We start from the raw sequence: 23,051 nt of genomic DNA on the forward strand, positions 1-23,051 counted from the left end.
AGGTTCAGGCGCCGCCCTTGTAGTCGAGGCCCCAGTCGCGGTAGCGCTCCGGGTCGTCCTCCCAGTTCTCGCGCACCTTGACGAACAGGAACAGGTGCACCGGCCGGTCCAGCACTTCCGAAATCTCGATGCGGGCGCGCTTTCCGATGTCCTTGATCGTGGCCCCGCCCTTGCCGAGGAAGATGCCCTTGTGCCCATCCCGAGCGACATAGATCGTCTGCTCGATCCGTGCCGAGCCGTCGGGGCGCTCCTCGAACTTCTCCGTCTCCACCGTCGACTTGTATGGCAGTTCGTCGTGCAGCCGCTCGAAAATCTTCTCGCGCGTGATCTCCGCGGCGATCAGGCGTTCCGGCAGGTCCGTCAGGTGGTCTTCGGGGTAGAGATAGGGCCCCTCCGGCATCCGCCTTGCCACCTCGGCGATCAGGTCGCCGACACCGCTTCCCGTCTCCGCCGAGATCATGAACACCGCGTCGAAGAGGCCCGTGTCCGACAGCTTTTCCGCCAGCGGCAGCAGCACGTCGGGCTTCACGAGGTCGACCTTGTTGAGCGCCAGGATCGCGCCCTCCCGGCCCGACGCCTTCAGCCCGTCTAGGATGCGCTGCACCTCCTCCGTCACGCCCTTCTGCGCATCGACCAGCAGGACCACCGTGTCGGCGTCGTGCGCGCCCGACCAGGCCGCGTGCACCATCGCCCGGTCGAGGCGGCGCTTGGGCTGGAAGATGCCGGGCGTGTCCACGAACACGATCTGCGATGCCCCGTGCATCAGCACGCCACGCACCTGGATGCGCGTCGTCTGCACCTTGCGGCTGACGATGGAGATCTTCTGGCCCAGGATGCGGTTCAGCAACGTGGACTTGCCCGCGTTGGGCGCGCCGATCAGGGCGGCGAAGCCCGCGCGCGTCGTCTCTGCACTCGTTTCGGTCATGCGTCTCCGTTCGCCTCGATGGCTTCGAGCATCAGCTTGGCGGCCGCCTGTTCGCCTGCCCGGCGGGAGGGGCCGCTGGCCCTCGCCTCGGGGTATCCCCTGACCCGGACCGCGACCGTGAAGACCGGCGCGTGGTCCGGGCCTTCGCGGCCGACCACCTCGTAATCCGGAAAGCCCAGCCCGCGCCCTTGCGTCCATTCCTGCAGTGCGTTCTTCGGGTCGCGCGGCGGCTTCGCCACGCCGTCAAGATAGTCGGCCCAAAGCCCCAGCACCATCGCGCGCGCCGCCTCGAATCCCGCGTCCAGCAGCACCGCCGCGATCAGCGCCTCGCATGCATCGCCGAGGATCGCGGGTTTCTCGCGCCCGCCCGTTTCCTTCTCGCCCGGCGAGAGCCGCAAGACCGGGCCGATTCCGACCGCCTTTGCCACCTCCGCGCAGGTCTCCTTGCGCACCAGCGCATTGAGGCGCGTCGCAAGCCCGCCCTCTTCCTCGCGCTCGAAGCGGTGAAACAGCGCCTCGGCGATGACGAGATTCAGCACCCGGTCGCCCAGGAACTCCAGCCGCTCGTTCGACCGCTCGCCCTCCCGGCTCGAATGGGTCAGCGCGCGCGTCAGCAGCATCCGGTCTGAAAAGCTGTGGCCGATGGCGCTCTCCAGCGCCTGCGTCTGCTCCGGCGAAAGGGGTGACGTCTTTCTCCGCTTCATCCGACGCCGTCGAAGAAGCGCGAGAAGCGCAGGTTGAACGGCCACTTCCACACTTCCCAGAAGCGCGTCTCGCCGTCGAGCGAGAAGAAGATGATCTCCGCCCGCCCCACCAGGTTCTCGGCCGGGATGAAGCCCACCGCCGACAGGAAGCGGCTGTCCTGACTGTTGTCGCGATTGTCGCCCATCGCGAAATAGTGGCCCTCGGGCACCTCGTAGACCGGCGTGTTATCCGCCGGGCTCAAGCCCTCGTCGAGCGTCAGGTAGCTGCGGCCGTCGGGAAGCGTCTCCCGGAACATGGCGATCTGGCGCTGCTCCCCGAAGCGGCCCTTGTCGGCAAAGCTGCCCGCCGGCTCCCTCATGACGGCCTTGCCATTGATGTGCAGCACGCCGCCGATCACCTGCAGCCGGTCGCCGGGCAGGCCGACGATGCGCTTGATGTAGTCCTTGCTCGTGTCGGTCGGCAGGCGGAACACCGCAACGTCCCCGCGCTCCGGCGCACTCTCGAAGATGCGGCCATCGAACAGCTCCGGCCCCCACGGCAGGGAGAAACGGCTGTAGCCATAGGCGTACTTCGACACGAACACGTAGTCGCCGACGAGCAGCGTCGGCAGCATCGAGCCGGACGGGATGTTGAACGGCTGGAACAGGAACACCCGGATCAGCATCGCGATCAGCAGGGCGTAAAAGACGGTCTTGACCACCTCGCCGACGGAGTCGCCCGAGCGTGCCGGTTTGGCCGGCGCGCCATCCGGCGTCTCGACGCGGTCGTCCTTGTCCGTTTCGCCCTTGTCCATCTGGTCGTTTCCCGGCTGTCTGTTCCGATCGGGGGATCGGGCCGCATAAGGCCGCTCGCCCCCCGCCCTGTCAACCCGCCGATGATGGCGCGGGTATGGCCATGATGACGACCATGGCCTCAGCCAGCGGATACTCGTCCGTGATCGTGAGGTGGATGTCGGCCGCCATGCCGGCGGGTACCAGGCTGTCCAGCCTGACCTTTGCGCCGCCGGTCAACCGCATCGTCGGCCGCCCGCCCGGCAGGTTGACGACGCCCATGTCGCGCCAGAAGACCCCATGCCGCAGCCCCGTGCCGAGCGCCTTGGCGCACGCTTCCTTCGCCGCGAACCGCTTGGCATAGCTCGCGGCCCGCATCCGCCGCCGGTCCGATTTCGTCCGCTCCACGTCCGTGAAGACGCGCATCAGGAAGCGGTCGCCGAACCGGTCGATGGTCTGCTCGATCCGGCGGATATCGCAGAGGTCGTTGCCGATGCCCAGGATCATCGCGCCGGTCACGCGATCCGTGCGCCGGCGGCGCCCGCGCGCGCCTCGTCCATCAGGGCACGCATCCGCTTGATCGCGCTGTCGAGACCGGAAAAGATCGCCTCGCCGATGAGAAAATGCCCGATGTTCAGTTCCATCACCTGCGGCAAGGCTGCAACCGGCCCGACCGTGTCGAACGCCAGGCCGTGGCCGGCGTGGACCTCGAGGCCCTGCCGAGCCCCCTCCTCGGCGGCTGCGGCGATGCGCGCCAGTTCCGCCTTCGCGCGCTCCTTCTCGCCGGCGTTCCACGCCTCGCAATAGGCGCCCGTGTGCAGTTCGATCACCGGCGCGCCCAGCGCCTTGGCGACCGCGATCTGCACGGGGTCGGGATCGATGAAGAGCGAGACGCGGATGCCCGCCTTCTTCAGCTCCGAAATATAGGGCCGGAGCTGGCGATGCTCGGCCGCGACGTCGAGACCGCCCTCGGTCGTGCGCTCCTCGCGCTTTTCCGGCACGAGGCAGCTTGCGTGCGGCCGGTGCCGCAGAGCGATCTCCAGCATCTCCTCGGTCGCCGCCATCTCGAGGTTAAGCGGCAGGTCGATCTCGCGGGTCAGCCGCGTGATGTCCTCGTCGCCGATGTGGCGGCGGTCCTCGCGCAGGTGCGCGGTAATGCCGTCAGCGCCCGCCGCCGCGGCAGCGCGCGCCGCGCGCACGGGATCGGGGTGCGCCCCCCCGCGCGCATTGCGGATCGTCGCCACGTGATCGATGTTGACGCCGAGCCTCAGCTTGCCCGCCTGCGTCATGCGCCTCTCCCTTGTCTCGCGCCGTGGCCGCCGCCGTGCGGGCGACCAGCCTGCTCGCCGGCCAATCTATTCGCCTGGGTGCGCCCGCGTCGAGAGCAGCGCGCGCCGCCGCGCCTCCAGTTTCGCGCGCCTGCGCACCTGATAGACCCCGACAACATAGCGCACCGGCCAGTAGAGCAGCGCCGCGGCAGCCGTCCCCAGCACGATACCGCCGATGGTCATGGGCAGCAGCAGCGGCCCAAGAAGCTCCATCGGCCTGTGCATCAACACCTCGAACGAGGGGTGCACCGGCAGTTTCTCCACCGTTCCCCGGCCCAGCACGACGTTGCCCAGGTTGAAGCTGGCAAGCCAGATGAAGGGGAAGGTGAACGGGTTTCCGACCGCCGTGCCGAAGGCGGAGGCGAGCAGGCTCCCCCCCACCAGCCACGCCAGCACGCCCGCCAGGATGAAGTGGAACCCCATGTAGGGGGTAAAGGAGGCGAGCGCCCCGCACGCTACCCCGATCGCGACGCGGTGCGGCGTGTCCTGGATGCGCGAGACCCGGTGCCAGACATACCGCATCCACCGCTTCAGCCCGCCCTGCGGCCAGAGCCAACCAGCGATACGCTTGTGAAGTGGCGGTCGGTTTCTGCGTCCAAACATCCGGGGTTTACGACTTCAATGTGCGGCTGCCGGGCTTCTCGACCGGCAGCGCGGCCAGATCCACGGGAAGGTTATCGGCCTCATATGTGGGAATCTTTAAGGCCAGAAGCGAGACGTAAGGCACGCCAAGGTCGACCGCGCCGGCAGACCGGTCGACGAGAGAGGCGGCGCCCACGACCTCCCCGCCATAGGCGCGGATCGTGTCCATGCATTCGCGCGACGACAGGCCCGTGGTGACCACGTCTTCCACCATCAGGCAGCGCGTGCCGGGCGCGATGTCGAAGCCGCGGCGCAGCGCGAACTTTCCCTCGACCCGCTCGGTGAAGATCGCGGGCACCCCCAGTTGCCGGCCCATCTCGTAGCCGACGACGACGCCCCCCATCGCGGGCGAGACGACGAGCTCGATGCCCGGCAGTTCCGCGCGCACCTTCTGCGCCAGTGCCGCACACAGGCGTTCGGCCCGCATCGGATCCATCAGCACCCGCGCACACTGCATGTAGGTGGGGCTGTGCAGCCCCGAACTCAGGACAAAATGCCCCTCCAGCAGCGCCCCCGCCGCCCGGAATTCCGCCAGCACCTCGTCCTTCGTCATGGGATTGCACCCTCCCCCGCAAATAGTTCTTCCGGCGCCCGCGTGCCCGGCACCGTCCGTTCGCCGCGGTCGCGGCTAACCTTCGTGACAACCTGCATCGCCCTGAGCGCCGCCTTGATGTTTTCAAGGTGCTTCAGGCCGCGCACCTCGATGGCGATGGACATCGTGAAGACGTCCGCATTGCGGCGATCCACGTGCAGGTCGTCAATGTTGCCGTCATTGCGCGCGATGACGTTGGCCACTGCGCCCAGCGCGCCCTTCTCGTTCAGAACCTCGACCTCCAGCCGCCCTGCGAAGATCGCATTCTTCTCCTCTGCCTGGTCCCAGGCGAGGTCGAGCCAACGCTCTTCCTCGTCGAAATAATCCGGCAGGCGGGCGCAGTCGATGGTGTGAACGGTGACCCCTTCGCCCGGCGTGAAGATCCCGACGATCCGGTCGCCGGGGATCGGGCGGCAGCATGTGCCCAGGTGCAGTGCATGACCGGGCACGAGACCGCGAATCGGGATTGCAGGCAGCATCTGCCCCTCCACGCTCGCGCTGCCATTGCCCTCCTCCCGCGGCCGCCGGGTTTCCGGGTAGACGGTGCCGAGCACGTCGGCCTCTCCGACCATCCCCTGCCCGACCTGCAGGAACACCTCGTCCGCCGTCGGCACCTTGAGCCGGGGCAGCGCGCTTCCGATGGCCTTGTCGGAGAATTCCACACCCGCCTTCTCGAACGCCCGCTCCAGGATGCGGCGGCCGAGGCGGACGTATTGTTCCCGGCTCTTCATGCGGGCATAGCGGCGAATGGCGGAGCGCGCCTTGCCCGTGACCGCGAACGATTCCCACGTCGGCGAGGGCGATTGCGCGTCCGAAAGCAGGATCTCCACCTGGTCGCCGTTTTGCAGCACGGTCGGCAGCGGCACCCGCTGGCCGTTGACCTTGGCGCCGACGCACTTGTTGCCGACGTCGGTGTGAACGGCATAGGCGAAGTCGACGGGCGTCGCGCCACGCGGCAGGCCGATCAGGTCGCCCTTGGGCGTAAAGCAGAACACCTGGTCGTGGAACATCTCGAGCTTCGTGTGCTCGAGAAATTCCTCCGGCGTGTCGCCCTGCTCCAGCATGAAGACCAGCTCGCGCAGCCATTCATAGGCACGGATCTCGCGCGGGGCGGCCTTTGCGCCGTCCTTGTAGTTCCAATGCGCCGCCACGCCCCGCTCGGCGATGTCCTCCATCGCCTGCGTGCGGATCTGGATTTCGACGCGCTGCTTCTCCGGCCCGATCACCGTCGTGTGGAGCGAGCGGTAGCCATTGCGCTTCGGTGTCGAGATATAGTCCTTGAACCGGCCCGGCACGAAGGCCCACGCCCGGTGGATGTGGCCCAGCGCGTCGTAGCAGGTATCTACATCGTCCACGATCACGCGGAAGCCGATCAGGTCGGACAATTGCTCGAACGCGATGGTCTTGCGCTCCATCTTCTTCCAGATGGAATAGGGCCGCTTCTCCCGGCCCTTGACCTGCGCCTCGATCCCCTTCTCGGCCAGCAGTATGCGCAGCGCGTCGGCGATGCGGCTGACGACGCCGCCGTCCTGCTCCCGGTGGCGGGCCAGGCGGGCGAGGATCTGCTCGCGCCCGTCCGGGTTCACCTCCGCGAACGCAAGGTCCTCAAGCTCGTCGCGCATCCCCTGCATGCCGATGCGCCCGGCCAGCGGGGCATAGATCTCCACCGTTTCCTCGGCGATGCGGCGGCGCTTCTCCGGCTTGGCGATGAAGTGCAGCGTGCGCATGTTGTGCAGCCGGTCGGCAAGCTTCACCAGCAGCACCCGGATGTCGTTCGACATGGCCAGGATCAGCTTGCGGAAATTTTCCGCCTGCTTCGTGCGCTCCGAGGTCAGTTCCAGCTGCGAAAGCTTCGTCACCCCGTCCACCAGCGCCGCGATCTCGTCGCCGAAGACCCGCAGGATGTCCTCGTGCGTGGTCTCGGTATCCTCGATCGTGTCGTGCAGCAGTGCGGTCACGATGGTCGCGTCGTCGAGCCTGAGGTCGGTCAGGATCGCGGCGACTTCCAGGGGATGAGAGAAATAGGGGTCGCCGCTCGCACGCTTCTGCGACCCGTGCGCGCGCATGGCGAAGACGTAGGCGCGGTTGAGCAGGTTCTCGTCGACGTCCGAGTGATAGGCGCGGACGCGGTCGACTAGCTCGTACTGGCGGATCATGCGGTGCCCCCGGCCTGCGGGGCCGCACACGCCGCCCGCCTCTCAGCGGACGCCGCGCACGCTACCGCGCAAGGTACGATCCGTTCAGTCGTCGCCGTCTTCTCCGCTATCCTCATCGCCCTCGGTGTCCGCTTCGGCTTCGCCGCCGGCCGAGGGGGCCGCCATGACGCCGAGCTCTCCGCGCAGCGCCTTCAGCAGCATCTCTTCGGTCAGCCCATCTTCGTCGCTGCCGCCTTCTTCGCTCATCAGCAACGACAGCTCGTCGTCTTCCGGCTCGTCGACCTCGACGTGCTTCTGCAGGCTCTCGATCAGGCCGTTGCGCAGATCCTCGGGCGTCTTCGTCTCGTCGGCGATCTCGCGCAGCGCGACCACGGGGTTCTTGTCGTTGTCGCGGTCGATGGACAGCGGCGCGCCGGAGGAAATCTCGCGCGCACGATGCGCCGACAGAAGAACCAGTTCGAAGCGGTTGTCGACCTTGTCGATGCAATCTTCAACGGTAACGCGGGCCATGGGGGTCTGCCTCGTGCGTTCGGGGTCCGTGCCGTCCGGCAGGCGGGCGCGCGTCGCCTTCCTGCAGGACAAGACATAAGAGGCCGCCGTCCCGGGGACAAGCGGATCAAGAGGTGGCGTCTAGCGTGCCCGCGCCGGGGCTGTCAAGGACTTCGGGGGGCTCGTGTGGTCCCAGCGCGGCGATCATCTCGTCGGGGCTCGCGCCGGTGACCGGATGGCGCCAGCCGGGGGCTGCGTCGCGCAGCGGATACAGGACGAAGGCGCGTTCGTGCAGCCGTGGATGCGGCAGGGCCAGCGGCCGCGACAGCGCCGGTGCCCCCGGCTTGACCGTGGTGTCTCCGGGCCAGTCGGCGGGCTGCACCCGGCTGCCTGCGTCCAGCAGATCGAGGTCGAGCGTGCGCGCCTCCCACGTTACCCGGCGGGTGCGCCCGAACTTCCGCTCGATCTCGTGCAGCGCGTCGAGCACATCTTCGGGCCGCAGCGCCGCCGGCACCTCGACGCGCGCGACCGCGTTCACGAAATCCGGCTGCCCGGTCGGCGGGACGGGCGCGGTGCGGTAGAAGCGGGAAATCGCTACCACCCGCCAGCCCCGCACCCGCATGCCGTCCAGCGCACGGGCCAGCGTCACGCGCGGCACTCCGGCGGGGGACGGCAGGTTCGCGCCCAACGCGATCAGGCAAGAAACATTTCCTTCCGCTTGCACGATCATGTATCGAGACACCGTCTGTTTATGAGGGTGCCCCGGTCCTCTTGCGCGCGGCCCTCCCTCGAAAGCACTTTCTTTGATCTCCTTGCCACGGGTGACACCTTGAACATCTATCCCCACGAACGCATTGCGGTCTTCATCGACGGTTCGAACCTGTACGCTGCCGCACGCGCGCTCAACCTCGACATCGATTATCGCCGCCTGCGCGCGCACTTTGCTGCGCAAGGCCGCCTCGTGCGCGCCTTCTACTACACTGCAATCATGGAGGACACGGAGTATTCGCCGCTCCGTCCGCTCGTCGACTGGCTCGACTACAACGGCTACATGATGGTGACGAAGCCGACGAAGCGCTTCACCGACGCCCAGGGCCGCGAGAAGATCAAGGGCAACATGGACATCGAGCTTGCGATCGATGCCATGGAGATGGCGGAGCATCTCGACCACATCGTCATCTTTTCCGGCGACGGCGATTTCCGCAGCCTTGTCGAGGCGGTGCAGCGCAAGGGCGTGCGCGTGACGGTCGTATCCACCATCCGTACCCAGCCCTCGATGATCGCCGACGAACTGCGCCGCCAGGCCGACGTCTTCCTCGATCTCGAGGAGCTGCGCGAGCACATCTGCCGCGAGGGTCCGCCGCGGCCACGCCGGGAGCCGGGGGAACGCTATCCCCGCCGCGACGAGGATGACGGCGACGACGAAGGCCCGCTGGATCCCGCCGACATTCTCTGATGTCCCACCTGCCGCCGGAGCCGCCGCGCGATTGCGCGCTTTGCCCGCGTCTCGTCGCCTACCGGCGGGAGAACGCGGCAAGAGAGCCCGGCTGGTTCAACGGCGCGGTGCCGAGCTTTGCACCGCCGGACGGGGATGCGGCAGTGCGGCTGCTGATCGTCGGCCTCGCGCCCGGCGTCACGGGCGCGAACCGCACCGGCCGGCCCTTCACCGGCGACTATGCGGGCGACCTGCTCTACGCCACGCTGAAGGCGCATGGCCTTGCCGAGGGGGAGTATCTCCAGCATCCGGGCGACGGCCTGGCGCTGCGCGGCGCGATGATCACCAACGCCGTGCGCTGCGTCCCCCCGCAGAACAAGCCAACGACGGCCGAGATCCGCACCTGCGCGCGGTTTCTCAAGGCGCGGGTCGAGGCGCTGCCCGGGCTTCGCGCGATCGTCGCGCTGGGACGGATCGCGCATGACGCCGTCCTCGACGTGACGGCTACGCGCCGCGCCGCGCATCCCTTCGCACACGGGGCCCGGCACGTGCTGCCCTCCGGGACCGTCCTGCACGACAGCTACCATTGCTCCCGCTACAACACGAACACGCGGCGCCTCACGCCGGAAATGTTCGATGCCGTCTTCCGGGCGGTGCGCGCCGACCTCAGCGCCTGACGCGATAGGCGTAGCGGTACGCCTCCTCGAACCCCGCGGCGGCATAGAGTGCGTTGGCGGCGGCGTTCTCCACCTCGACCTGAAGCGCCATGCGCGCGGCCTCCATCGAAACCGCCCAGCGCCCGATCGCGGCGAGGACCGCGCGCCCCACACCGCGCCCGCGCGCGTCGGGCAGCGTCCGCATCCCCTGCACCACCGCCGTGTCGCCCCTCAGCACGCCCATGCCGAGACCCACCGGCGCCGCCCCCTCGCGCGCCAGCACATAGAGGCGCGGCACGGGCACGCGCCCCATGATCTCCGCCCGCACGGCAAGGTCTGCCGCGTTCGCATCGCGGGCATAGGCCTCCGCCCACTCCGCGCCCCGGTCGCTCGCAAGATCGATGGACACCGCATCCGGGGCCACCAGCGCCGCCACCCGTGCGGGGTCTCCCAGGCAAACGCGCGTCTCCTTGGCGCGCACATACCTGCGCGCCGCGAGCCGCCCATCGAGGTCCTTCGGCTGCGTCACCGGCATCATCATGAAGGTCGCGGGCAGCCCCCGTGCGGTGTAGAAGCCCTCCGCCGCGCCGATGGCGGCATCGAGGTCACCGCCGGTCCAGGCCGCCGCATAAACCGAGTTCGCACGGTCCGACACCCCGCGCGTCGCGCGCATCCGCCAGCCCTCGTGTTCCACAGTCTCGTCGGCGGGCCAGCAGGTGAAGAACTGCTCCTCCAGGCGGGCAATCTCCGCGGCATCGAGCGGGCCTGCTGGCGCGGCCATGGCGCGGTCCTCAGCCCCGGTCCTTGAGCAGGCGCGCCTGCTCCCGCTTCCAGTCCTTTTCCTTCTCGCTCGCGCGCTTGTCGTGCAGCTTCTTGCCGCGCGCGAGGCCCAGTTCGAGCTTCGCCCGCCCCTTCTCGTTGAAGTAGAGCGTCAGCGGCACGATGGTCATGCCCTGACGCTGCGTCGCGCCGGCCAGCCTGTTCACCTCACGCTTGTGCAGAAGCAGTTTCCGCGGCCGCCGCGTCTCGTGGTTGAAGCGGTTGGCGTGCCCGTATTCGGGGATATAGGCGTTGACGAGCCACAACTCCCCGCCCTCCGCGCTGGCATAGGCTTCGGTGATGTTGCCCTTGCCTTCGCGGAGCGCCTTCACCTCGGTCCCCTGGAGCACGATACCCGCCTCCACGGTATCCTCGATGAAGTATTCGTGGCGCGCCTTGCGGTTCTCCGCGACGACGCGCCGTTTGGACGCTGTCTTTACCGCCATTCTGTCAGTTGATCAGGCCGGCGTGCCGCATCGCGTCCCGCATCAACCCGCGCGTGGCGTCGGTCACGGACACGAGCGGAAGCCGCGCCTCCTCCTCGCACTTGCCCAGCACGGACAGGCCGAACTTCGCGGGCGTCGGGTTCGACTCCACGAACAGCGCGTTGTGCAGCGGCATCAGCTTGTCCTGGATGGTGAGCGCCGCCGCATAATCCCCGCGCAGCGTCGCCTCCTGGAACTCCGCGCAGAGCCTTGGCGCGATGTTCGCCGTCACGGAGATGCAGCCGATGCCGCCATGCGCGTTGAAGCCCAGCGCGGTCGCATCCTCGCCCGAAAGCTGGATGAAATCCGCGCCGCAGTGCTGACGTTGCAGGCTCACCCGTTCCATCTTCGCGGTCGCGTCCTTCACGCCGACGATGTTGGCGACCTCGCGGGCAAGCCGAGCCATGGTCTCCACGCTCATGTCGATCACCGACCGGCCGGGAATGTTGTAGATGAAGACCGGCAGTTGGGGTGCGCTGTCCGCCACCGCCTTGAAGTGCTGGAACAGCCCCTCCTGCGTCGGCTTGTTGTAATAGGGCGTCACCACCAGCGCCGCGTCCGCGCCGGCCTCCGCCGCGTGGATGGTGAAGTCCACCGCCTCGGTCGTGTTGTTCGAGCCCGTGCCCGCGATGATCGGCACGCGGCCCGCGGCCTGTTCGATGACGATCTCGATGACGGACTTGTGCTCCTCGTGGCTCAGCGTCGGGCTCTCGCCCGTCGTGCCCACGGGGACGATCCCGTGCGTGCCTTCCGCGACATGCCAGTCGACGAGGCCGCGCAGCGCTTTTTCGTCCACCTTGCCGTCCTTGAAGGGCGTCACGAGTGCAACGATGGAGCCACGGATGCGCGATGTGTCCTTGATCTGGTCTGGCATGGAAGTCCGGCCTTGCGGGTTGTGGTTCTGCTTCGCACCATGGAAGCGGTGCGTGACCCTAGCGGCGGTTCTGCCACGCGGCAAGCCGTGAGCGGGCACGCGCAGCCGGGAGCGGCGCCGCCGGGTTCGGATTGCTTCTAGCCCGAAAGCGGGCGACCGTCACCCGGTGTTGCGATTCGCCGTGCCTCGCGTTTCGTTCGCCAGGAAAGGGATTGCCCGATGCGTTCCGTCTTCGCCGCCCGTGTCCTGCTGCCGCTGGCGCTCGCGCTGGTTCCGGCGACGCTGACGTCCGCGCGCGAGATCAGTGCCGCGACCGTGCCCCTGTCCGTGCCGAAGCCCGGCTTCCGGACGGAGGCGTTCGCACGTGCCGCCGACGCCATCGCCGCCGCGCGGGAGGGTGACTGGCTGCGTGCGAAAGCCGCGGCGGCGCGCTCCGGCCTGCCGGTCGCCAACGACGTCGTTCGCTGGCTCGCCTTCACCGAGAACGGGGAGGCCTATGCGTTCAGCGAACTGCGGGCCTTTCTCGACTCCCACCCGCACTGGCCAGGGCAATGGCGCATCGTGCGTGCAGCGGAGAAGGCCGCACTCGAGCAGGCGACCCATGCCGAAGCCCTCGCCTGGTTCGAGCGCCATCCGCCGCGCACCGGCCCCGGCATGCAACGGCTGGGCGAGGCGCTGATCGCAACGGGCAAGCGGGCGGAGGGGCTGGCCACCATCCGGCGCGCCTGGAGGGAGGGGCATTTCTCGTCGACCGGCGAACGTGCCTTTCTCGACGCCCATGCCACGCATCTTCAGACCGCAGACCATGTGACCCGCCTCGACCGCCTGCTGTGGGAGGGAGAGCTTTCCCAGGCGGCCGACCTTCTGACCCTCGTACCGGGCGATGCGCGCGCGGTCGCCGAGGCCCGCATTGCGCAGCAGCGCCGGGCACGCGATGCAGACCGGCTTTGGTCGCGCCTGCCTGCCAGCGCGCAGGCCCAACCCGGCGCGGCATTCGACCGGGCGCGCCTGCTTCAGCGCAAGGGCGAATATCTCGAGGCGATCTCCGTTCTCGACCGTGTGAAGGACACGCCGCCCCCCTTCGGCGCAGAAGGGGCATGGCGGATCCGGCATTACCTCGCGCGCGAGGGGCTGGACCTCGACAACCCGCGCGCAGCCTACGCCGCCGCCAGCAATCACGGCCTGACCGAAGGCGTGGAGTTTGCCGAGGCCGAGTGGCTCCTCGGCTGGATCGCCCTGCGCTTCCTCGACGATCCCGCCCGCGCCCTGCCCCATTTCGTGCGCCTGTTCGAGGGCGTGTCGAGCCCGATCAGCCTGTCGCGCGGGGCTTATTGGGCGGGCCGTGCCGCGGAGGCTCAGGGCGATGCGTCCGCGGCGCGCGGCTGGTACGGGAAGGCCGCGGAGCACCTCTTCACCTACTACGGACAGCTGGCGGGGGAGAAGCTGGGCATCGGGCCGACGCGGCTTTCCGCCGTGCCTGTGCCGGCCGCAGAAGACCGCCGCGCGTTCGAGCGGCGCGACCTCGTGCAGGCCGCCCGCCTGCTTGTCGAGCTTGGCCTGCACGACATGGCCGACAGCGTGTTGTTCGCGCTCGCCCGGCAGCTGGAGACGGCCGTCGACCAGGTCCTTCTGGGAGAGATCGTCGGCGATCTCGACCGCGATCACCGCCGCGTCCTGCTCGGCAAGTTGGCGATCCGCGACGGTGTGCTCGTCCCCGACAACGCCTTTCCTCTCTACGGCTTCCCGACGTTCGCGGAGGCGCGGGAGCCGGAACTTGCCCTCGTCCACGCGCTCTCCCGCCAGGAAAGCGCCCTCAACCCCTTCGCGGTCAGCCCGGCGGGCGCACGCGGCCTGATGCAGCTTATGCCGGACACCGCCCGCGCGGTCGCAAGCACGCTCGACCTGAAGTTCGACGCCGACCTGCTGACCGCGGACCCGGCCTATAACGCCACGCTCGGCATGGCCCATCTGCGCGAACTGCTGGAGCGCTACAACGGCTCCTACATCCTCACCCTTGCCGCCTACAATGCCGGCCCCGCGCGGCCCGACGAGTGGATCCGCCGGTTCGGCGACCCCCGCGATCCGGCGGTCGACCCGGTGGACTGGGTGGAGCGGATACCCTTCTCCGAGACCCGCAACTATGTGCAGCGCATCATCGAGTCCCTTCAGGTCTATCGCGCGCGGCTCGACGATGGCACCTTGCGGCTCAACACGACGCGCGACCTGAGCCGGGGCAACCGGCCCTGAGTGCGCCACCTGTGGAGGGGATGCACACCATGACGGACACCGGCCCGGATACCCGTTTCGCCCGAACCCGCGTCGCCGTTTTCGACGCTTATGGCACGCTGTTCGACGTCGCGGCCGCGGCGCGCCATCTCGCGGATGAGATCGGCCCGCAGTGGCAGACCCTGTCGGCTGTCTGGCGGGAGAAGCAGCTTCAATACACCTGGCTGCGCGCGGTGATGAACCGCCATACGGACTTCTGGTCGGTGACGCGCGACGGTCTCGACTACGCGCTGGAGACCGCGGACCTCGGCGGCGACGCGGGGCTGCGCCAGCGCCTTCTCGACCTCTACTGGCAGCTCGACGCCTACCCCGAAGTGCCGGAGGTACTGCGCGCGCTGAAGCGCAAGGGAATCGCGACCGCAATCCTGTCGAACGGCTCGCCGGACATGCTGGCCGCCGCCGTGGAGAGTGCCGGCATCGGCCCTCTGCTCGACGACGTGATCTCGGTTGAGGATGCGGGCGTCTTCAAGCCCGATTTTTCCGTCTACCGTCTCGCCAGCGACCGGATGGCGGCCTTCCCGCCGGACATCGCGTTCTTCAGCTCCAACGGCTGGGATGCGGCGGGGGCTGCCGCCTTCGGCTTTGCGGTCTGCTGGGTGAACCGCGCGGGCGCACCGCAAGAGCGGCTGCCCTGGACGCCCGACCGCGTGGTGGCCGATCTCACACCCCTGCCGAGCTTTCTGGGAGACGCCGCATGACCGCCACCGTCCTGGACCGCCACATCGCCGCGCGCGACGGGCTTAAGCTTTACATCCGCGACAGCGCGCCGGACGCGGGCGGCACCCCGGTCGTGTGCCTGCCGGGGCTCACCCGCAATCATCGCGACTTCGCCGAATTCGCCGACCGTCTCGCGCCCGCGCGCCGCGTCGTGTCCATCGACATGCGCGGGCGCGGCTTCTCCGGCCACGATCCGGACTGGACCCATTACACGGTCCCGCAGGAGATCGACGACATCCTCGCCGTGCTGTCGGCCTTGCAGATCGGACGCGCGGTTTTTCTCGGCACCTCGCGCGGCGGCATCCAGACGATGGTGCTCGCCGCCACGCAGAAGGACCTCGTGGCGGGCGCGATACTCAACGACATCGGCCCTGCGCTCGACATGCGCGGGCTGAAGCGCATTGGCGGCTATGTGACGGCCAAGACCGTCTTCTCGAGTTGGGAGGAGGCGATTTCCGCCCTGAAGCAAAGCGACGCGAGCCAGATTGCCAACCTCGACGACGCGGGCTGGGAAGCCTATGCCCGCCGCCTGTTCGTGGAGAGCGAGGAGGGCAAGATCGCCAACGAATACGACCCCGGCCTCGGCCGCGCCTTCGCCCGCGACATGGAGAACGCCGGCGCCGCCGACCTCTGGCCCCTGTTCGACGCGCTGGGCACCTCGCCGCTGCTGATCCTGCGCGGCGAGAACTCCGACCTCTTCGCGCCCGAGACGGCGGAGGAAATGGCCCGCCGCCACCCGGATGCCGAACTGGTCACGGTGAAGGACCGCGGGCATGTCCCTTTCCTCGACGAGCCGGAATGCATTGCCTCCATCGACCGCTTCCTCGCCCGGATCCCCTGACATGACTGTACCGCTCGCCCACGACTTGCCCACCTTCGCCGACATTGCCGACGCTGCCCGCGCGCTCGAAGGCCACGCCGTGCGCACGCCGCTGATCGAGGCCGACCTGCTCAATGCGGAGGCGGGCCGCCGCATTCTCGTGAAGGCGGAAGCGCTGCAGCGTACCGGCTCCTTCAAGTTCCGCGGGGCCTACAACCGCATCCGCCTCATTCCGGAGGCCGACCGGACAAAGGGTGTGATCGCCTATTCCTCCGGCAACCACGCGCAAGGCGTGGCGCTCGCCGCCCGGCTGCTGGGCGCGCCCGCGACGATCATCATGCCGGCCGACGCCCCTGCCCTGAAGAAGGCCAATACGGAGGCCTATGGCGCGACCGTCGTGACCTACGACCGCTGGAACGAGAGCCGGGAGGAGATCGGGGAGCGCCTCGTGGCAGAGACCGGCGCGACGCTGGTGCGCCCCTATGACGACCGCCATGTGATCGCGGGCCAAGGCACATCGGGGCTGGAGATCGCTGAGGAATGCGCCGCGCGCGGTATCCGGCCCGACGCCGTGCTCGTCTGCTGCGGCGGCGGGGGGCTGACGAGCGGTATCGTGCTCGCGCTTGCCAAACGGATGCCCGGCGTCCCCGTCTATGCCGTGGAGCCCGCGGGCTTCGACGATTGGCGGCGCTCGCTGGAGGCCGGCGCGCGCGTTGCGAACGACCCCTCCGCCCGCTCCATCTGCGATGCCATCGTCACGCCGACGCCGGGCGAGATCACATGGGCGATCAGCGCCACCCGCCTTGCAGGGGCCGTCGCGGTCAGCGACGCGGAAGCCGAGGATGCCATGCGGGTCGCCTTCCGGCGGCTGAAGCTAGTGGTGGAGCCGGGGGGCGCGGTCGCGCTCGCCGCTGCCCTCTCGGACCGGCTGCCCGGCAATCCGCGGACCGTCGTCGCGGTCGCGTCGGGCGGCAATGTGGACGCCGATCTCTATGCCCGCGTGATAGGCGCAGACGCATGAGAAAAGGGCGGGACCGCAAGGCCCCGCCCCTTTAAATCGTTGCGATTGCCGCTCAGAAGAACGCCTGCAAACCCGTCTGCGCCCGGCCCAGGATGAGGGCGTGCACGTCGTGCGTGCCCTCGTAGGTGTTCACGGTCTCCAAATTCACCAGGTGGCGCATCACGTGATACTCCTCCTGGATGCCGTTGCCGCCGTGCATGTCGCGGGCGTGGCGGGAGATTTCCAGCGCCTTGCCGCAATTGTTGCGCTTGACGAGCGAGATCATCTCGGGCGCGGCACGCCCCTCGTCCATCAGGCGGCCGACGCGCAGGCTCGCCTGGAGCCCCAGCGCGATTTCCGTCTGCATGTCGGCAAGCTTCTTCTGGATCAGCTGGGTCTGCGCCAGCGGACGGCCGAACTGCTTGCGGTCGAGCGTGTACTGCCGCGCCGCTTGCCAGCAAGCCTCCGCCGCGCCCATCGCGCCCCAGGAGATGCCGTAGCGCGCCCGGTTGAGGCAACCGAACGGACCGCGCAGGCCCGACACGTTCGGCAACTGGTTCTCGGTGGGCACAAACACCTTGTCCATCACGATCTCGCCCGTGATCGAGGAACGCAGCGACAGCTTGCCGCCGATCTTCGGCGCCGACAGCCCCTCCATCCCCTTCTCCAGGATGAAGCCGCGGATCGTGTCGGTCTCGTCCTTTGCCCAGACGACGAAGACGTCGGCCACGGGTGAGTTGGAGATCCACATCTTGGAGCCGCTGAGCGTCCAGCCGCCGTCGGCCGGCGTCGCGCGCGTCTTCATGCCGCCGGGGTCGGAGCCGTGGTCGGGCTCGGTCAGACCGAAGGCGCCGATGAACTCCCCCGTCGCGAGCTTCGGCAGGTATTTCTTGCGTTGCTCGTCGCTGCCATAGGCGTAGATCGGATGCATCACCAGCGAGGACTGCACGCTCATCATCGAGCGGTAGCCGGAATCGACCCGCTCCACCTCGCGCGCGATCAGGCCGTAGGAGACATAGGACGCCCCCACCCCGCCATAGGCTTCGGGGATCGTCGCGCCGAGCAGGCCCAGTTCGCCCATCTGCGTGAAGATCTCGCGGCGGAAGCGTTCCTCACGTGCGTCCTGGATGACGTTCGGCAGCAGCTCGCCCTGCGCGTACTCCCGCGCCGTGTCGCGGATCATCCGCTCCTCTTCCGTCAGCTGGTCGTCGAGCAGCAGCGGATCGTCCCACTGGAAGGGGCCGAGGCGGTCGCCGGAAAGCTCCGTCTTGGCGGGCTTCGCGCTGGCGGTGGCTGTGTTGGGCATCGCATCCCTCATTGATGTTGGCATCGGCCTCGACGGGCCGTTTGTGAAAACTTCACCGGACTTTCGGACATTCGGGGTGGCATCGCAAGCCGGGGCGGAAGCCCATCTCCGTTGCGCATGCCAATCGAATCTCGCCGGGGTTGCATACGTCATGTAGAACGATCCCGTCACCCCAAAGTCCGCAAGGATCGGAGGCTCGTGTCCCTGTGTCGCAGTCCGAAGTGAAGTCCGCCGCAACGCCGCCTGCAGATGATCGCCCGACCGTCCTCGTGACAGGCGTCGCGGGGTTCATCGGCTATCACCTGGTGAAGCGGCTGCTGGCGTTGGGCTACCCGGTTGTCGGCATCGACAACGTCAACGACTATTACGACCCCGCGCTGAAGGAGGCCCGCCTCGCCGACATCGGCAGCGGCAACGGTTTCACCTTCCTGCGCGCCGACATCTCCGACCTTGCCGCCACGACCCGCGCGTTCGAGGAGTTCCGCCCGGCCTACGTCCTGCACATGGCGGCGCAGGCGGGCGTGCGCTACTCCATCGAGAACCCGCACACCTATGCGGAGACGAACCTCGCGGGATTCCTGAACATTCTCGAGGGGTGCCGCCACAACGGCGTGCGCCACCTCGTCTACGCCTCCTCCAGTTCCGTCTATGGCGCGAACGAGGAGATGCCCTTCTCCGAGCATCACACGGTCGACCACCCGGTCAGCCTCTATGCCGCGACGAAGAAGGCGAACGAGCTGATGGCGCACACCTACAGCCATCTCTTCGCGCTGCCGACCACGGGCTTGCGCTTCTTCACGGTCTACGGGCCCTGGGGCCGGCCGGACATGGCGATCTTCAAGTTCGTGAAGGCCATCGGCGAGGGGCGGCCCATCGACGTCTACAATCACGGCCGGATGCAGCGCGACTTCACCTACATCGACGACATCGTCGAGGGCGTGATCCGCACCATGCTCAAGATTGCGGAGCCGAACCCGGACTGGTCGGGCCTGGCGCCCGACCCTGCGACGTCCTACGCGCCCTGGCGGGTCTACAACATCGGCAACAGCGACGCGGTCGAGCTGATGCACCTCATCCGCGTGATCGAGGCTGAGGTGGGCAAGCCCGCGACGCTCAACATACTGCCCATGCAGCCGGGCGATGTACCCGCGACCTATGCGGACATCTCGCTCCTGGACGAGGCGGTGGGTTTTCGCCCCTCGACGTCCATCGAGGCCGGGGTGAAGCGCTTCGTCGACTGGTACCGGGGCCACTACGGCCTTTGACACGCATCTGACCGGCATCTGGCCAGACCCCTCCGGCCCGGTTATCGTCTGCGACGGTTCCGACCCAAGACCGATAGCCGCCAAGGATAAGGATGCGCCCATGGCCGACGCCGTTCCCGCCCCCGTGCCTGTATCGCTGCCGATCGCGCGCAGCGACGACCGCTTTCCGGTCCGCCGGATCTATTGCGTCGGCCGGAACTACGCTGCGCACGCACGCGAGATGGGCAAGGACCCGGACCGGGAGCCGCCGTTCTTCTTCATGAAGCCTGCCGACACGCTGCTGCCGAACGGCACGGACCTGCCCTATCCGCCCGCGACTTCCGACCTGCACCACGAGATCGAGCTCGTGGTGGCCCTGGGCAAGGGCGGCCGCGACATTCCAGAGGCGCAGGCGCTCAACCTCGTGTTCGGCTACGCCATCGGCCTCGATATGACGCGCCGCGACCTTCAGGGAGAAGCCAAGGCCGCCGGCCGGCCCTGGGAAGTGGGGAAGGCGTTCGACCATTCCGCGCCCTGCACCATGATCCACCGGGCCGAGGATACAGGCCACCTCGCCAAGGGCGCGATCTGGCTGCAGGTCAATGGCAAGGAGCGTCAGCGTGGCGATCTCGCCGACCTGATCTGGTCGGTGCCGGAGACGATCTCCTACCTCTCCCGCCTGTTCGAGCTGCACCCCGGCGACCTCATCTTCACCGGCACGCCCGCGGGCGTCGGCGCCGTCGTTCCGGGCGACGAGATGGTGGGCGGCATCGACGGCCTGGGCGAGTTGCGCACCCGCGTCGTCTGAGACCCGAGCCGTCTACCAGCTCGCCTTGTTGTCGCTCGCGATCTGTAGCGTCGCGTCGCCGTCCTCTGTACCTTCCGCGGGCGTGCGGCGGGTGCGCGTCCGCTCACCCGGCGCGCGGGCGCCCAGCATGTGGCAGATCGCATAGGTGAGATCGGCCTTGTTGAGCGTGTAGAAGTGGAAGTCGCGCACGCCTTGCGCCTTGAGGTCGAGGCAGAGTTCCACCGCCAGGCTCGCGGCGATCAGCTGGCGGGTGTTCGGATCGTCTTCCAGGCCCTCGAAAGCGCGCTCCATCCATTTCGGAACGTGCGTGCCGCATGCTTCGGCGAATTTCCGCGCCGTCTTGAAGTTCACGACCGGCAGGATGCCCGGCACGATCGGCGCGGTGATCCCGGCCTTCCGCGCACGCTCCACGAAGCGCAGATAGGTATCGGCCTCGAAGAAGAACTGCGTGATCGCGCGGCGCGCGCCGGCGTCGATCTTGCGCTTGAGGTTGTCGAGGTCGGCGTCCGCCGACGCCGCGTCCGGATGCACTTCCGGATAGGCAGCGACCGAGACGTCGAAGTCGTGGACCTCCATCAGCCCTTCGACGAGTTCGGCCGCGCACGAGTACCCTTGGGGATGCGGCACGAACTTGCCGCCATCCGGCGTATCCCCCCTCAATGCCACGATCCGCGTGACACCCGCATCGCGGTAGGCGCGTGCGATGTCATCCACTTCCTCGCGGCTCGCGCCCACGCATGTCAGGTGGCCCGCCGCCTTGAGCGAGGTCCGGCGCGCCATCCGCGCGACCAGCCCCAGCGTACGGTCGCGGGTCGAACCGCCGGCGCCGTAGGTTACCGAAACGAAATCCGGGTCGAGCGGGGCAAGCCGCTCGACCGCATGCCACAGATCGACCTCGGTCTCCCGTGTCTTCGGCGGAAAGAATTCGAACGAAACCCGGAGATTATCTGCCAAAGGTGTCACCACGCTCATCAAACGCTTCCCTGTTCCGCCTTCGCCCGGCCGCGAAAGCCCTGCGCTTCCAGCCCCTTCTCTGCCAGCCACAGGACAACGGTCAGTTCCCCCCGCCCGTTCGCCGTCCGCGGCGGCAACTTGCGAGTCGCCGTCACTGTCAGGCCTGCAGCCCGGCACCATCCGGCTACCTCTTCCGGTGTGAACCCGAGCCTCCGGTGCGCATGGGACTCGCGGAGAAATTCCAGGTCATGTGGCGCAAAATCGACGACCAGAAGCCGCCCGCCCGGCTTCAGAAGCCGGGCTGCCTCGAACACCGCGGCCGCCGGGTCGTTCAGATAGTGAAGCACCAGGTGTACGACGGCGAGATCGAAGCTCCCCGGCTCGACATCCAGGTTGAAGAGATCGCCGTAACGCACCTGAACATGACGGAATTCCGGCTTATCCAGCCGGGCGCGCGCGATGCTGAGCATCTCCCGAGACATATCCACGCCAACCGCGCGTACCGCACGCGGCGCCAGAACCTCCAGGACACGACCGGTCCCGGTTCCAAGGTCGATGACCTCACCCACGGACCCAGCCCCGATCGCCTCGATCATGGCAGCTTCCACGTCCGCTTCCGGAATATGAAGCGCTCGGATCTCGTGCCACTTGGCGGCCTGCTCGCGAAAATACTGGGAGGCCTGCTCCGTCCGCGCCGCGCGTACCCCCTCCAGCCGCTCCAGGTCGCGGGCAAGCGTCGGATCGTCGGCCTTGAGCGTGTCGCCGACGAAGCGCGCCAGACGCGCTCCCTCGCCCCGATCTGCCATGCGGTAGAAGACCCAGCTTCCTTCCTGAAAACGGTTGAGCAGCCCCGCCTCGCACATCAGCTTGAGATGCCGGCTGATGCGTGGCTGGCTTTGGCCGAGGATCTGCGTCAGTTCGCTCACCGTCAACTCGGCACGCGAAAGCAACGACAACAGCCGAAGCCGTGTCGGATCTGCCGCCGCCCTCATGCCCGCGAGTACACGTTCCATTCCCGCCTCGTCATCCTCCAAGGCGGCCAAAATGACATAAGGATATCTTTATGTCACCTTTTTCCTCGCATTGCAGGTCAGGTCCCGCGGCCTCCCATCTGTCCAAGCATCCGTGCTGTGGGAACGCCTTCCTTGAGAGCACGGAGATCGTGGTAACAAATCGTCGCCGTGATCGATCCGAACGCCCCCACAAGCCCCTGCGACAGCCCGAGAATGACAATCGGGAAAATTCGCGCACCAGCCTCGGCACTTGCCCCTACGATCACGGAACTCGCCAGAACCACGCTCAGGACCAGAACCGACACCGCAATCAGCAGCGCGAAGACTTGCCAGCGAAACCCTTCCGTGAGCAGGACGCTCCGCCGCAGCGCCCCGATGCCTGGCAACCGCTCGACGACAGCAGACGGAATGGCGACGTACCAGAGGGTTGCCAGAAAAAGCCCCGGCAACACGAACACCGAAAGGCCAGCCAACACACCAAGCGCCATCAGAACCGCCGGCGCCAGGGCACTCGCCATGGCTAGAGGCGCTATCCCAAGCACAGAATTGAAAGTAGGCTTCTGACCCGAGAGATCGATCAACGTCGCGGAAACCAGGACGGCTGTCGCCAGGTAGCTGATTGTCAGGTTCACCAGGGCGCCGACGACATTTGACGCTATGGCACTCTCTTCCGAGCCGAGCACCGCATCCACGAACATCCGTGACAGTATCGACATGACCACGAACGTCGCCGAGACGCCGAGGAACACGGTGAGGTTGCGGCGAAGCGTCAGGACGCTCTGCCAGATGATGCCCCCGATGGAAAATGATCCCGCCATACCACCCAACCGCTGCCGAACGCTTGTGTCAGCCGGCATACTTCCTGCCAGCGACCCAGAACGCAAGCAGCCGACCGTTACCGAAACGAAAAAGCCCCGGCGCCAGAAGCGCCGGGGCTTTCAGATCTTCGAGAGAGGTTTGTTTTTCTTGACTGTTTAGGCTTGGCGGTTACCGACTTTCCCGTGTCTTTTGACACAGTATCATTGGC

25 protein-coding genes are annotated in these 23,051 nt (G+C 67.7%); 8 read left to right on the top strand and 17 right to left on the bottom strand.

Annotated elements, in window-relative coordinates:
- Nucleotides 1-4: 4 nt before the first annotated feature.
- From era to folK, 10 genes are all read right to left on the bottom strand, one after another.
- Nucleotides 5-925, bottom strand: a complete 921-nt coding sequence (gene era / locus NJQ99_RS06790) for a GTPase Era (protein ID WP_269332020.1) — start codon at nucleotides 923-925, stop codon at nucleotides 5-7.
- Entirely contained in the window at nucleotides 922-1,629 is a 708-nt protein-coding gene (gene rnc / locus NJQ99_RS06795; protein ID WP_269332021.1) for a ribonuclease III, read from the bottom strand. Before rnc ends, era begins: the two co-directional genes overlap by 4 nt.
- A complete protein-coding gene (lepB, locus tag NJQ99_RS06800; protein WP_269332022.1) occupies nucleotides 1,626-2,423 on the bottom strand; it encodes a signal peptidase I in 798 nt (265 codons plus the stop codon). The genes rnc and lepB overlap by 4 nt, the downstream gene beginning before the upstream one ends.
- A 70-nt stretch (nucleotides 2,424-2,493) precedes the next feature.
- A complete protein-coding gene (gene acpS, locus NJQ99_RS06805) occupies nucleotides 2,494-2,907 on the bottom strand; it encodes a holo-ACP synthase (RefSeq protein WP_269332098.1) in 414 nt (137 codons plus the stop codon).
- Nucleotides 2,908-2,915: 8 nt separating this feature from the next.
- A complete protein-coding gene (locus tag NJQ99_RS06810; protein WP_269332023.1) occupies nucleotides 2,916-3,689 on the bottom strand; it encodes a pyridoxine 5'-phosphate synthase in 774 nt (257 codons plus the stop codon).
- A gap of 66 nt (nucleotides 3,690-3,755) precedes the next feature.
- Nucleotides 3,756-4,250 (bottom strand): DUF2062 domain-containing protein, encoded by a 495-nt coding sequence (locus NJQ99_RS06815; RefSeq protein WP_269332024.1) that lies wholly within the window; start codon nucleotides 4,248-4,250, stop codon nucleotides 3,756-3,758.
- Between the two features lie 88 nt (nucleotides 4,251-4,338).
- A complete protein-coding gene (gene pyrE / locus NJQ99_RS06820; RefSeq protein WP_269332025.1) occupies nucleotides 4,339-4,923 on the bottom strand; it encodes an orotate phosphoribosyltransferase in 585 nt (194 codons plus the stop codon).
- The gene (locus tag NJQ99_RS06825; protein ID WP_269332026.1) at nucleotides 4,920-7,118 is read right to left on the bottom strand and encodes a RelA/SpoT family protein; all 2,199 of its coding nucleotides are present in this window, start codon (nucleotides 7,116-7,118) and stop codon (nucleotides 4,920-4,922) included. Before NJQ99_RS06825 ends, pyrE begins: the two co-directional genes overlap by 4 nt.
- A gap of 84 nt (nucleotides 7,119-7,202) precedes the next feature.
- Nucleotides 7,203-7,628: a DNA-directed RNA polymerase subunit omega gene (gene rpoZ / locus NJQ99_RS16360; protein WP_269332027.1), complete on the bottom strand. Its 426-nt coding sequence runs from the start codon at nucleotides 7,626-7,628 to the stop codon at nucleotides 7,203-7,205.
- 106 nt (nucleotides 7,629-7,734) lie between these two features.
- A complete protein-coding gene (gene folK, locus NJQ99_RS06835; RefSeq protein WP_269332028.1) occupies nucleotides 7,735-8,337 on the bottom strand; it encodes a 2-amino-4-hydroxy-6-hydroxymethyldihydropteridine diphosphokinase in 603 nt (200 codons plus the stop codon).
- A gap of 99 nt (nucleotides 8,338-8,436) precedes the next feature.
- Between folK and NJQ99_RS06840 the strand changes: the two genes are divergently transcribed.
- Both NJQ99_RS06840 and NJQ99_RS06845 read left to right on the top strand, forming a co-directional pair.
- Nucleotides 8,437-9,063, top strand: coding sequence for a LabA-like NYN domain-containing protein (locus NJQ99_RS06840; protein ID WP_269332029.1), 627 nt, complete (start codon nucleotides 8,437-8,439; stop codon nucleotides 9,061-9,063).
- Nucleotides 9,063-9,719: a uracil-DNA glycosylase gene (locus tag NJQ99_RS06845; protein WP_269332030.1), complete on the top strand. Its 657-nt coding sequence runs from the start codon at nucleotides 9,063-9,065 to the stop codon at nucleotides 9,717-9,719. The genes NJQ99_RS06840 and NJQ99_RS06845 overlap by 1 nt, the downstream gene beginning before the upstream one ends.
- Here NJQ99_RS06845 and NJQ99_RS06850 read toward each other — a convergent pair.
- The 3 genes from NJQ99_RS06850 to dapA are packed head-to-tail and all read right to left on the bottom strand — an operon-like array spanning nucleotide 9,709 to nucleotide 11,876.
- On the bottom strand, nucleotides 9,709-10,479 hold the full coding sequence (locus NJQ99_RS06850; protein WP_269332031.1) for a GNAT family N-acetyltransferase: 771 nt from the start codon (nucleotides 10,477-10,479) through the stop codon (nucleotides 9,709-9,711). The two genes, NJQ99_RS06845 and NJQ99_RS06850, sit on opposite strands and share 11 nt — an antisense overlap.
- Nucleotides 10,480-10,489: 10 nt before the next feature.
- Nucleotides 10,490-10,963 carry an SsrA-binding protein SmpB gene (smpB, locus tag NJQ99_RS06855; protein WP_269332032.1) on the bottom strand — a complete coding sequence of 158 codons (474 nt, stop codon included), beginning with the start codon at nucleotides 10,961-10,963 and terminating at the stop codon, nucleotides 10,490-10,492.
- A gap of 4 nt (nucleotides 10,964-10,967) precedes the next feature.
- A complete protein-coding gene (gene dapA, locus NJQ99_RS06860; RefSeq protein ID WP_269332033.1) occupies nucleotides 10,968-11,876 on the bottom strand; it encodes a 4-hydroxy-tetrahydrodipicolinate synthase in 909 nt (302 codons plus the stop codon).
- A gap of 219 nt (nucleotides 11,877-12,095) precedes the next feature.
- Between dapA and NJQ99_RS06865 the strand changes: the two genes are divergently transcribed.
- The 4 genes from NJQ99_RS06865 to NJQ99_RS06880 are packed head-to-tail and all read left to right on the top strand — an operon-like array spanning nucleotide 12,096 to nucleotide 16,720.
- Nucleotides 12,096-14,123 carry a lytic transglycosylase domain-containing protein gene (locus NJQ99_RS06865; RefSeq protein WP_269332034.1) on the top strand — a complete coding sequence of 676 codons (2,028 nt, stop codon included), beginning with the start codon at nucleotides 12,096-12,098 and terminating at the stop codon, nucleotides 14,121-14,123.
- Nucleotides 14,124-14,143: 20 nt separating this feature from the next.
- Nucleotides 14,144-14,860, top strand: coding sequence for a haloacid dehalogenase type II (locus NJQ99_RS06870; protein WP_407933349.1), 717 nt, complete (start codon nucleotides 14,144-14,146; stop codon nucleotides 14,858-14,860).
- Nucleotides 14,857-15,720, top strand: a complete 864-nt coding sequence (locus tag NJQ99_RS06875) for an alpha/beta fold hydrolase (RefSeq protein WP_269332036.1) — start codon at nucleotides 14,857-14,859, stop codon at nucleotides 15,718-15,720. Before NJQ99_RS06870 ends, NJQ99_RS06875 begins: the two co-directional genes overlap by 4 nt.
- A gap of 1 nt (nucleotide 15,721) precedes the next feature.
- Nucleotides 15,722-16,720, top strand: a complete 999-nt coding sequence (locus NJQ99_RS06880) for a threonine ammonia-lyase (protein WP_269332037.1) — start codon at nucleotides 15,722-15,724, stop codon at nucleotides 16,718-16,720.
- Between the two features lie 52 nt (nucleotides 16,721-16,772).
- Here NJQ99_RS06880 and NJQ99_RS06885 read toward each other — a convergent pair whose 3' ends face one another.
- Complete coding sequence (locus NJQ99_RS06885) at nucleotides 16,773-18,005, bottom strand: acyl-CoA dehydrogenase (protein ID WP_269332038.1); 1,233 nt, start codon at nucleotides 18,003-18,005, stop codon at nucleotides 16,773-16,775.
- 206 nt (nucleotides 18,006-18,211) lie between these two features.
- On the opposite strand from NJQ99_RS06885, the gene NJQ99_RS06890 reads away from it, so the two are divergent.
- Nucleotides 18,212-19,270 (top strand): NAD-dependent epimerase, encoded by a 1,059-nt coding sequence (locus NJQ99_RS06890; RefSeq protein ID WP_269332039.1) that lies wholly within the window; start codon nucleotides 18,212-18,214, stop codon nucleotides 19,268-19,270.
- 100 nt (nucleotides 19,271-19,370) lie between these two features.
- Nucleotides 19,371-20,057 (top strand): fumarylacetoacetate hydrolase family protein, encoded by a 687-nt coding sequence (locus NJQ99_RS06895; protein ID WP_269332040.1) that lies wholly within the window; start codon nucleotides 19,371-19,373, stop codon nucleotides 20,055-20,057.
- 12 nt (nucleotides 20,058-20,069) lie between these two features.
- On the opposite strand, the gene metF is transcribed toward NJQ99_RS06895, so the two are convergent.
- The 3 genes from metF to NJQ99_RS06910 form a co-directional block, all read right to left on the bottom strand.
- Nucleotides 20,070-21,029, bottom strand: a complete 960-nt coding sequence (metF, locus tag NJQ99_RS06900; protein ID WP_269332041.1) for a methylenetetrahydrofolate reductase [NAD(P)H] — start codon at nucleotides 21,027-21,029, stop codon at nucleotides 20,070-20,072.
- Nucleotides 21,029-22,024 carry an ArsR/SmtB family transcription factor gene (locus tag NJQ99_RS06905; protein WP_269332099.1) on the bottom strand — a complete coding sequence of 332 codons (996 nt, stop codon included), beginning with the start codon at nucleotides 22,022-22,024 and terminating at the stop codon, nucleotides 21,029-21,031. The genes metF and NJQ99_RS06905 overlap by 1 nt, the downstream gene beginning before the upstream one ends.
- A gap of 77 nt (nucleotides 22,025-22,101) precedes the next feature.
- On the bottom strand, nucleotides 22,102-22,842 hold the full coding sequence (locus NJQ99_RS06910; protein ID WP_269332042.1) for a hypothetical protein: 741 nt from the start codon (nucleotides 22,840-22,842) through the stop codon (nucleotides 22,102-22,104).
- Nucleotides 22,843-23,051: the final 209 nt, after the last annotated feature.

The sequence above is a fragment of the Futiania mangrovi genome (genome assembly GCF_024158125.1).
Lineage (GTDB): Bacteria > Pseudomonadota > Alphaproteobacteria > Futianiales > Futianiaceae > Futiania > Futiania mangrovi.

Bases quoted from the DNA above. Each gene is read 5' to 3' on its own strand.
- era (WP_269332020.1), bottom strand. From the start codon at position 925: ATGACCGAAACGAGTGCAGAGACGACGCGCGCGGGCTTCGCCGCCCTG.
- rnc (WP_269332021.1), bottom strand. From the start codon at position 1,629: ATGAAGCGGAGAAAGACGTCACCCCTTTCGCCGGAGCAGACGCAGGCG.
- lepB (WP_269332022.1), bottom strand. From the start codon at position 2,423: ATGGACAAGGGCGAAACGGACAAGGACGACCGCGTCGAGACGCCGGAT.
- acpS (WP_269332098.1), bottom strand. From the start codon at position 2,907: ATGATCCTGGGCATCGGCAACGACCTCTGCGATATCCGCCGGATCGAG.
- NJQ99_RS06810 (WP_269332023.1), bottom strand. From the start codon at position 3,689: ATGACGCAGGCGGGCAAGCTGAGGCTCGGCGTCAACATCGATCACGTG.
- NJQ99_RS06815 (WP_269332024.1), bottom strand. From the start codon at position 4,250: ATGCGGTATGTCTGGCACCGGGTCTCGCGCATCCAGGACACGCCGCAC.
- pyrE (WP_269332025.1), bottom strand. From the start codon at position 4,923: ATGACGAAGGACGAGGTGCTGGCGGAATTCCGGGCGGCGGGGGCGCTG.
- NJQ99_RS06825 (WP_269332026.1), bottom strand. From the start codon at position 7,118: ATGATCCGCCAGTACGAGCTAGTCGACCGCGTCCGCGCCTATCACTCG.
- rpoZ (WP_269332027.1), bottom strand. From the start codon at position 7,628: ATGGCCCGCGTTACCGTTGAAGATTGCATCGACAAGGTCGACAACCGC.
- folK (WP_269332028.1), bottom strand. From the start codon at position 8,337: ATGATCGTGCAAGCGGAAGGAAATGTTTCTTGCCTGATCGCGTTGGGC.
- NJQ99_RS06845 (WP_269332030.1), top strand. From the start codon at position 9,063: ATGTCCCACCTGCCGCCGGAGCCGCCGCGCGATTGCGCGCTTTGCCCG.
- NJQ99_RS06850 (WP_269332031.1), bottom strand. From the start codon at position 10,479: ATGGCCGCGCCAGCAGGCCCGCTCGATGCCGCGGAGATTGCCCGCCTG.
- smpB (WP_269332032.1), bottom strand. From the start codon at position 10,963: ATGGCGGTAAAGACAGCGTCCAAACGGCGCGTCGTCGCGGAGAACCGC.
- dapA (WP_269332033.1), bottom strand. From the start codon at position 11,876: ATGCCAGACCAGATCAAGGACACATCGCGCATCCGTGGCTCCATCGTT.
- NJQ99_RS06865 (WP_269332034.1), top strand. From the start codon at position 12,096: ATGCGTTCCGTCTTCGCCGCCCGTGTCCTGCTGCCGCTGGCGCTCGCG.
- NJQ99_RS06870 (WP_407933349.1), top strand. From the start codon at position 14,144: ATGCACACCATGACGGACACCGGCCCGGATACCCGTTTCGCCCGAACC.
- NJQ99_RS06875 (WP_269332036.1), top strand. From the start codon at position 14,857: ATGACCGCCACCGTCCTGGACCGCCACATCGCCGCGCGCGACGGGCTT.
- NJQ99_RS06880 (WP_269332037.1), top strand. From the start codon at position 15,722: ATGACTGTACCGCTCGCCCACGACTTGCCCACCTTCGCCGACATTGCC.
- NJQ99_RS06885 (WP_269332038.1), bottom strand. From the start codon at position 18,005: ATGCCCAACACAGCCACCGCCAGCGCGAAGCCCGCCAAGACGGAGCTT.
- NJQ99_RS06895 (WP_269332040.1), top strand. From the start codon at position 19,371: ATGGCCGACGCCGTTCCCGCCCCCGTGCCTGTATCGCTGCCGATCGCG.
- metF (WP_269332041.1), bottom strand. From the start codon at position 21,029: ATGAGCGTGGTGACACCTTTGGCAGATAATCTCCGGGTTTCGTTCGAA.
- NJQ99_RS06905 (WP_269332099.1), bottom strand. From the start codon at position 22,024: ATGGAACGTGTACTCGCGGGCATGAGGGCGGCGGCAGATCCGACACGG.
- NJQ99_RS06910 (WP_269332042.1), bottom strand. From the start codon at position 22,842: ATGGCGGGATCATTTTCCATCGGGGGCATCATCTGGCAGAGCGTCCTG.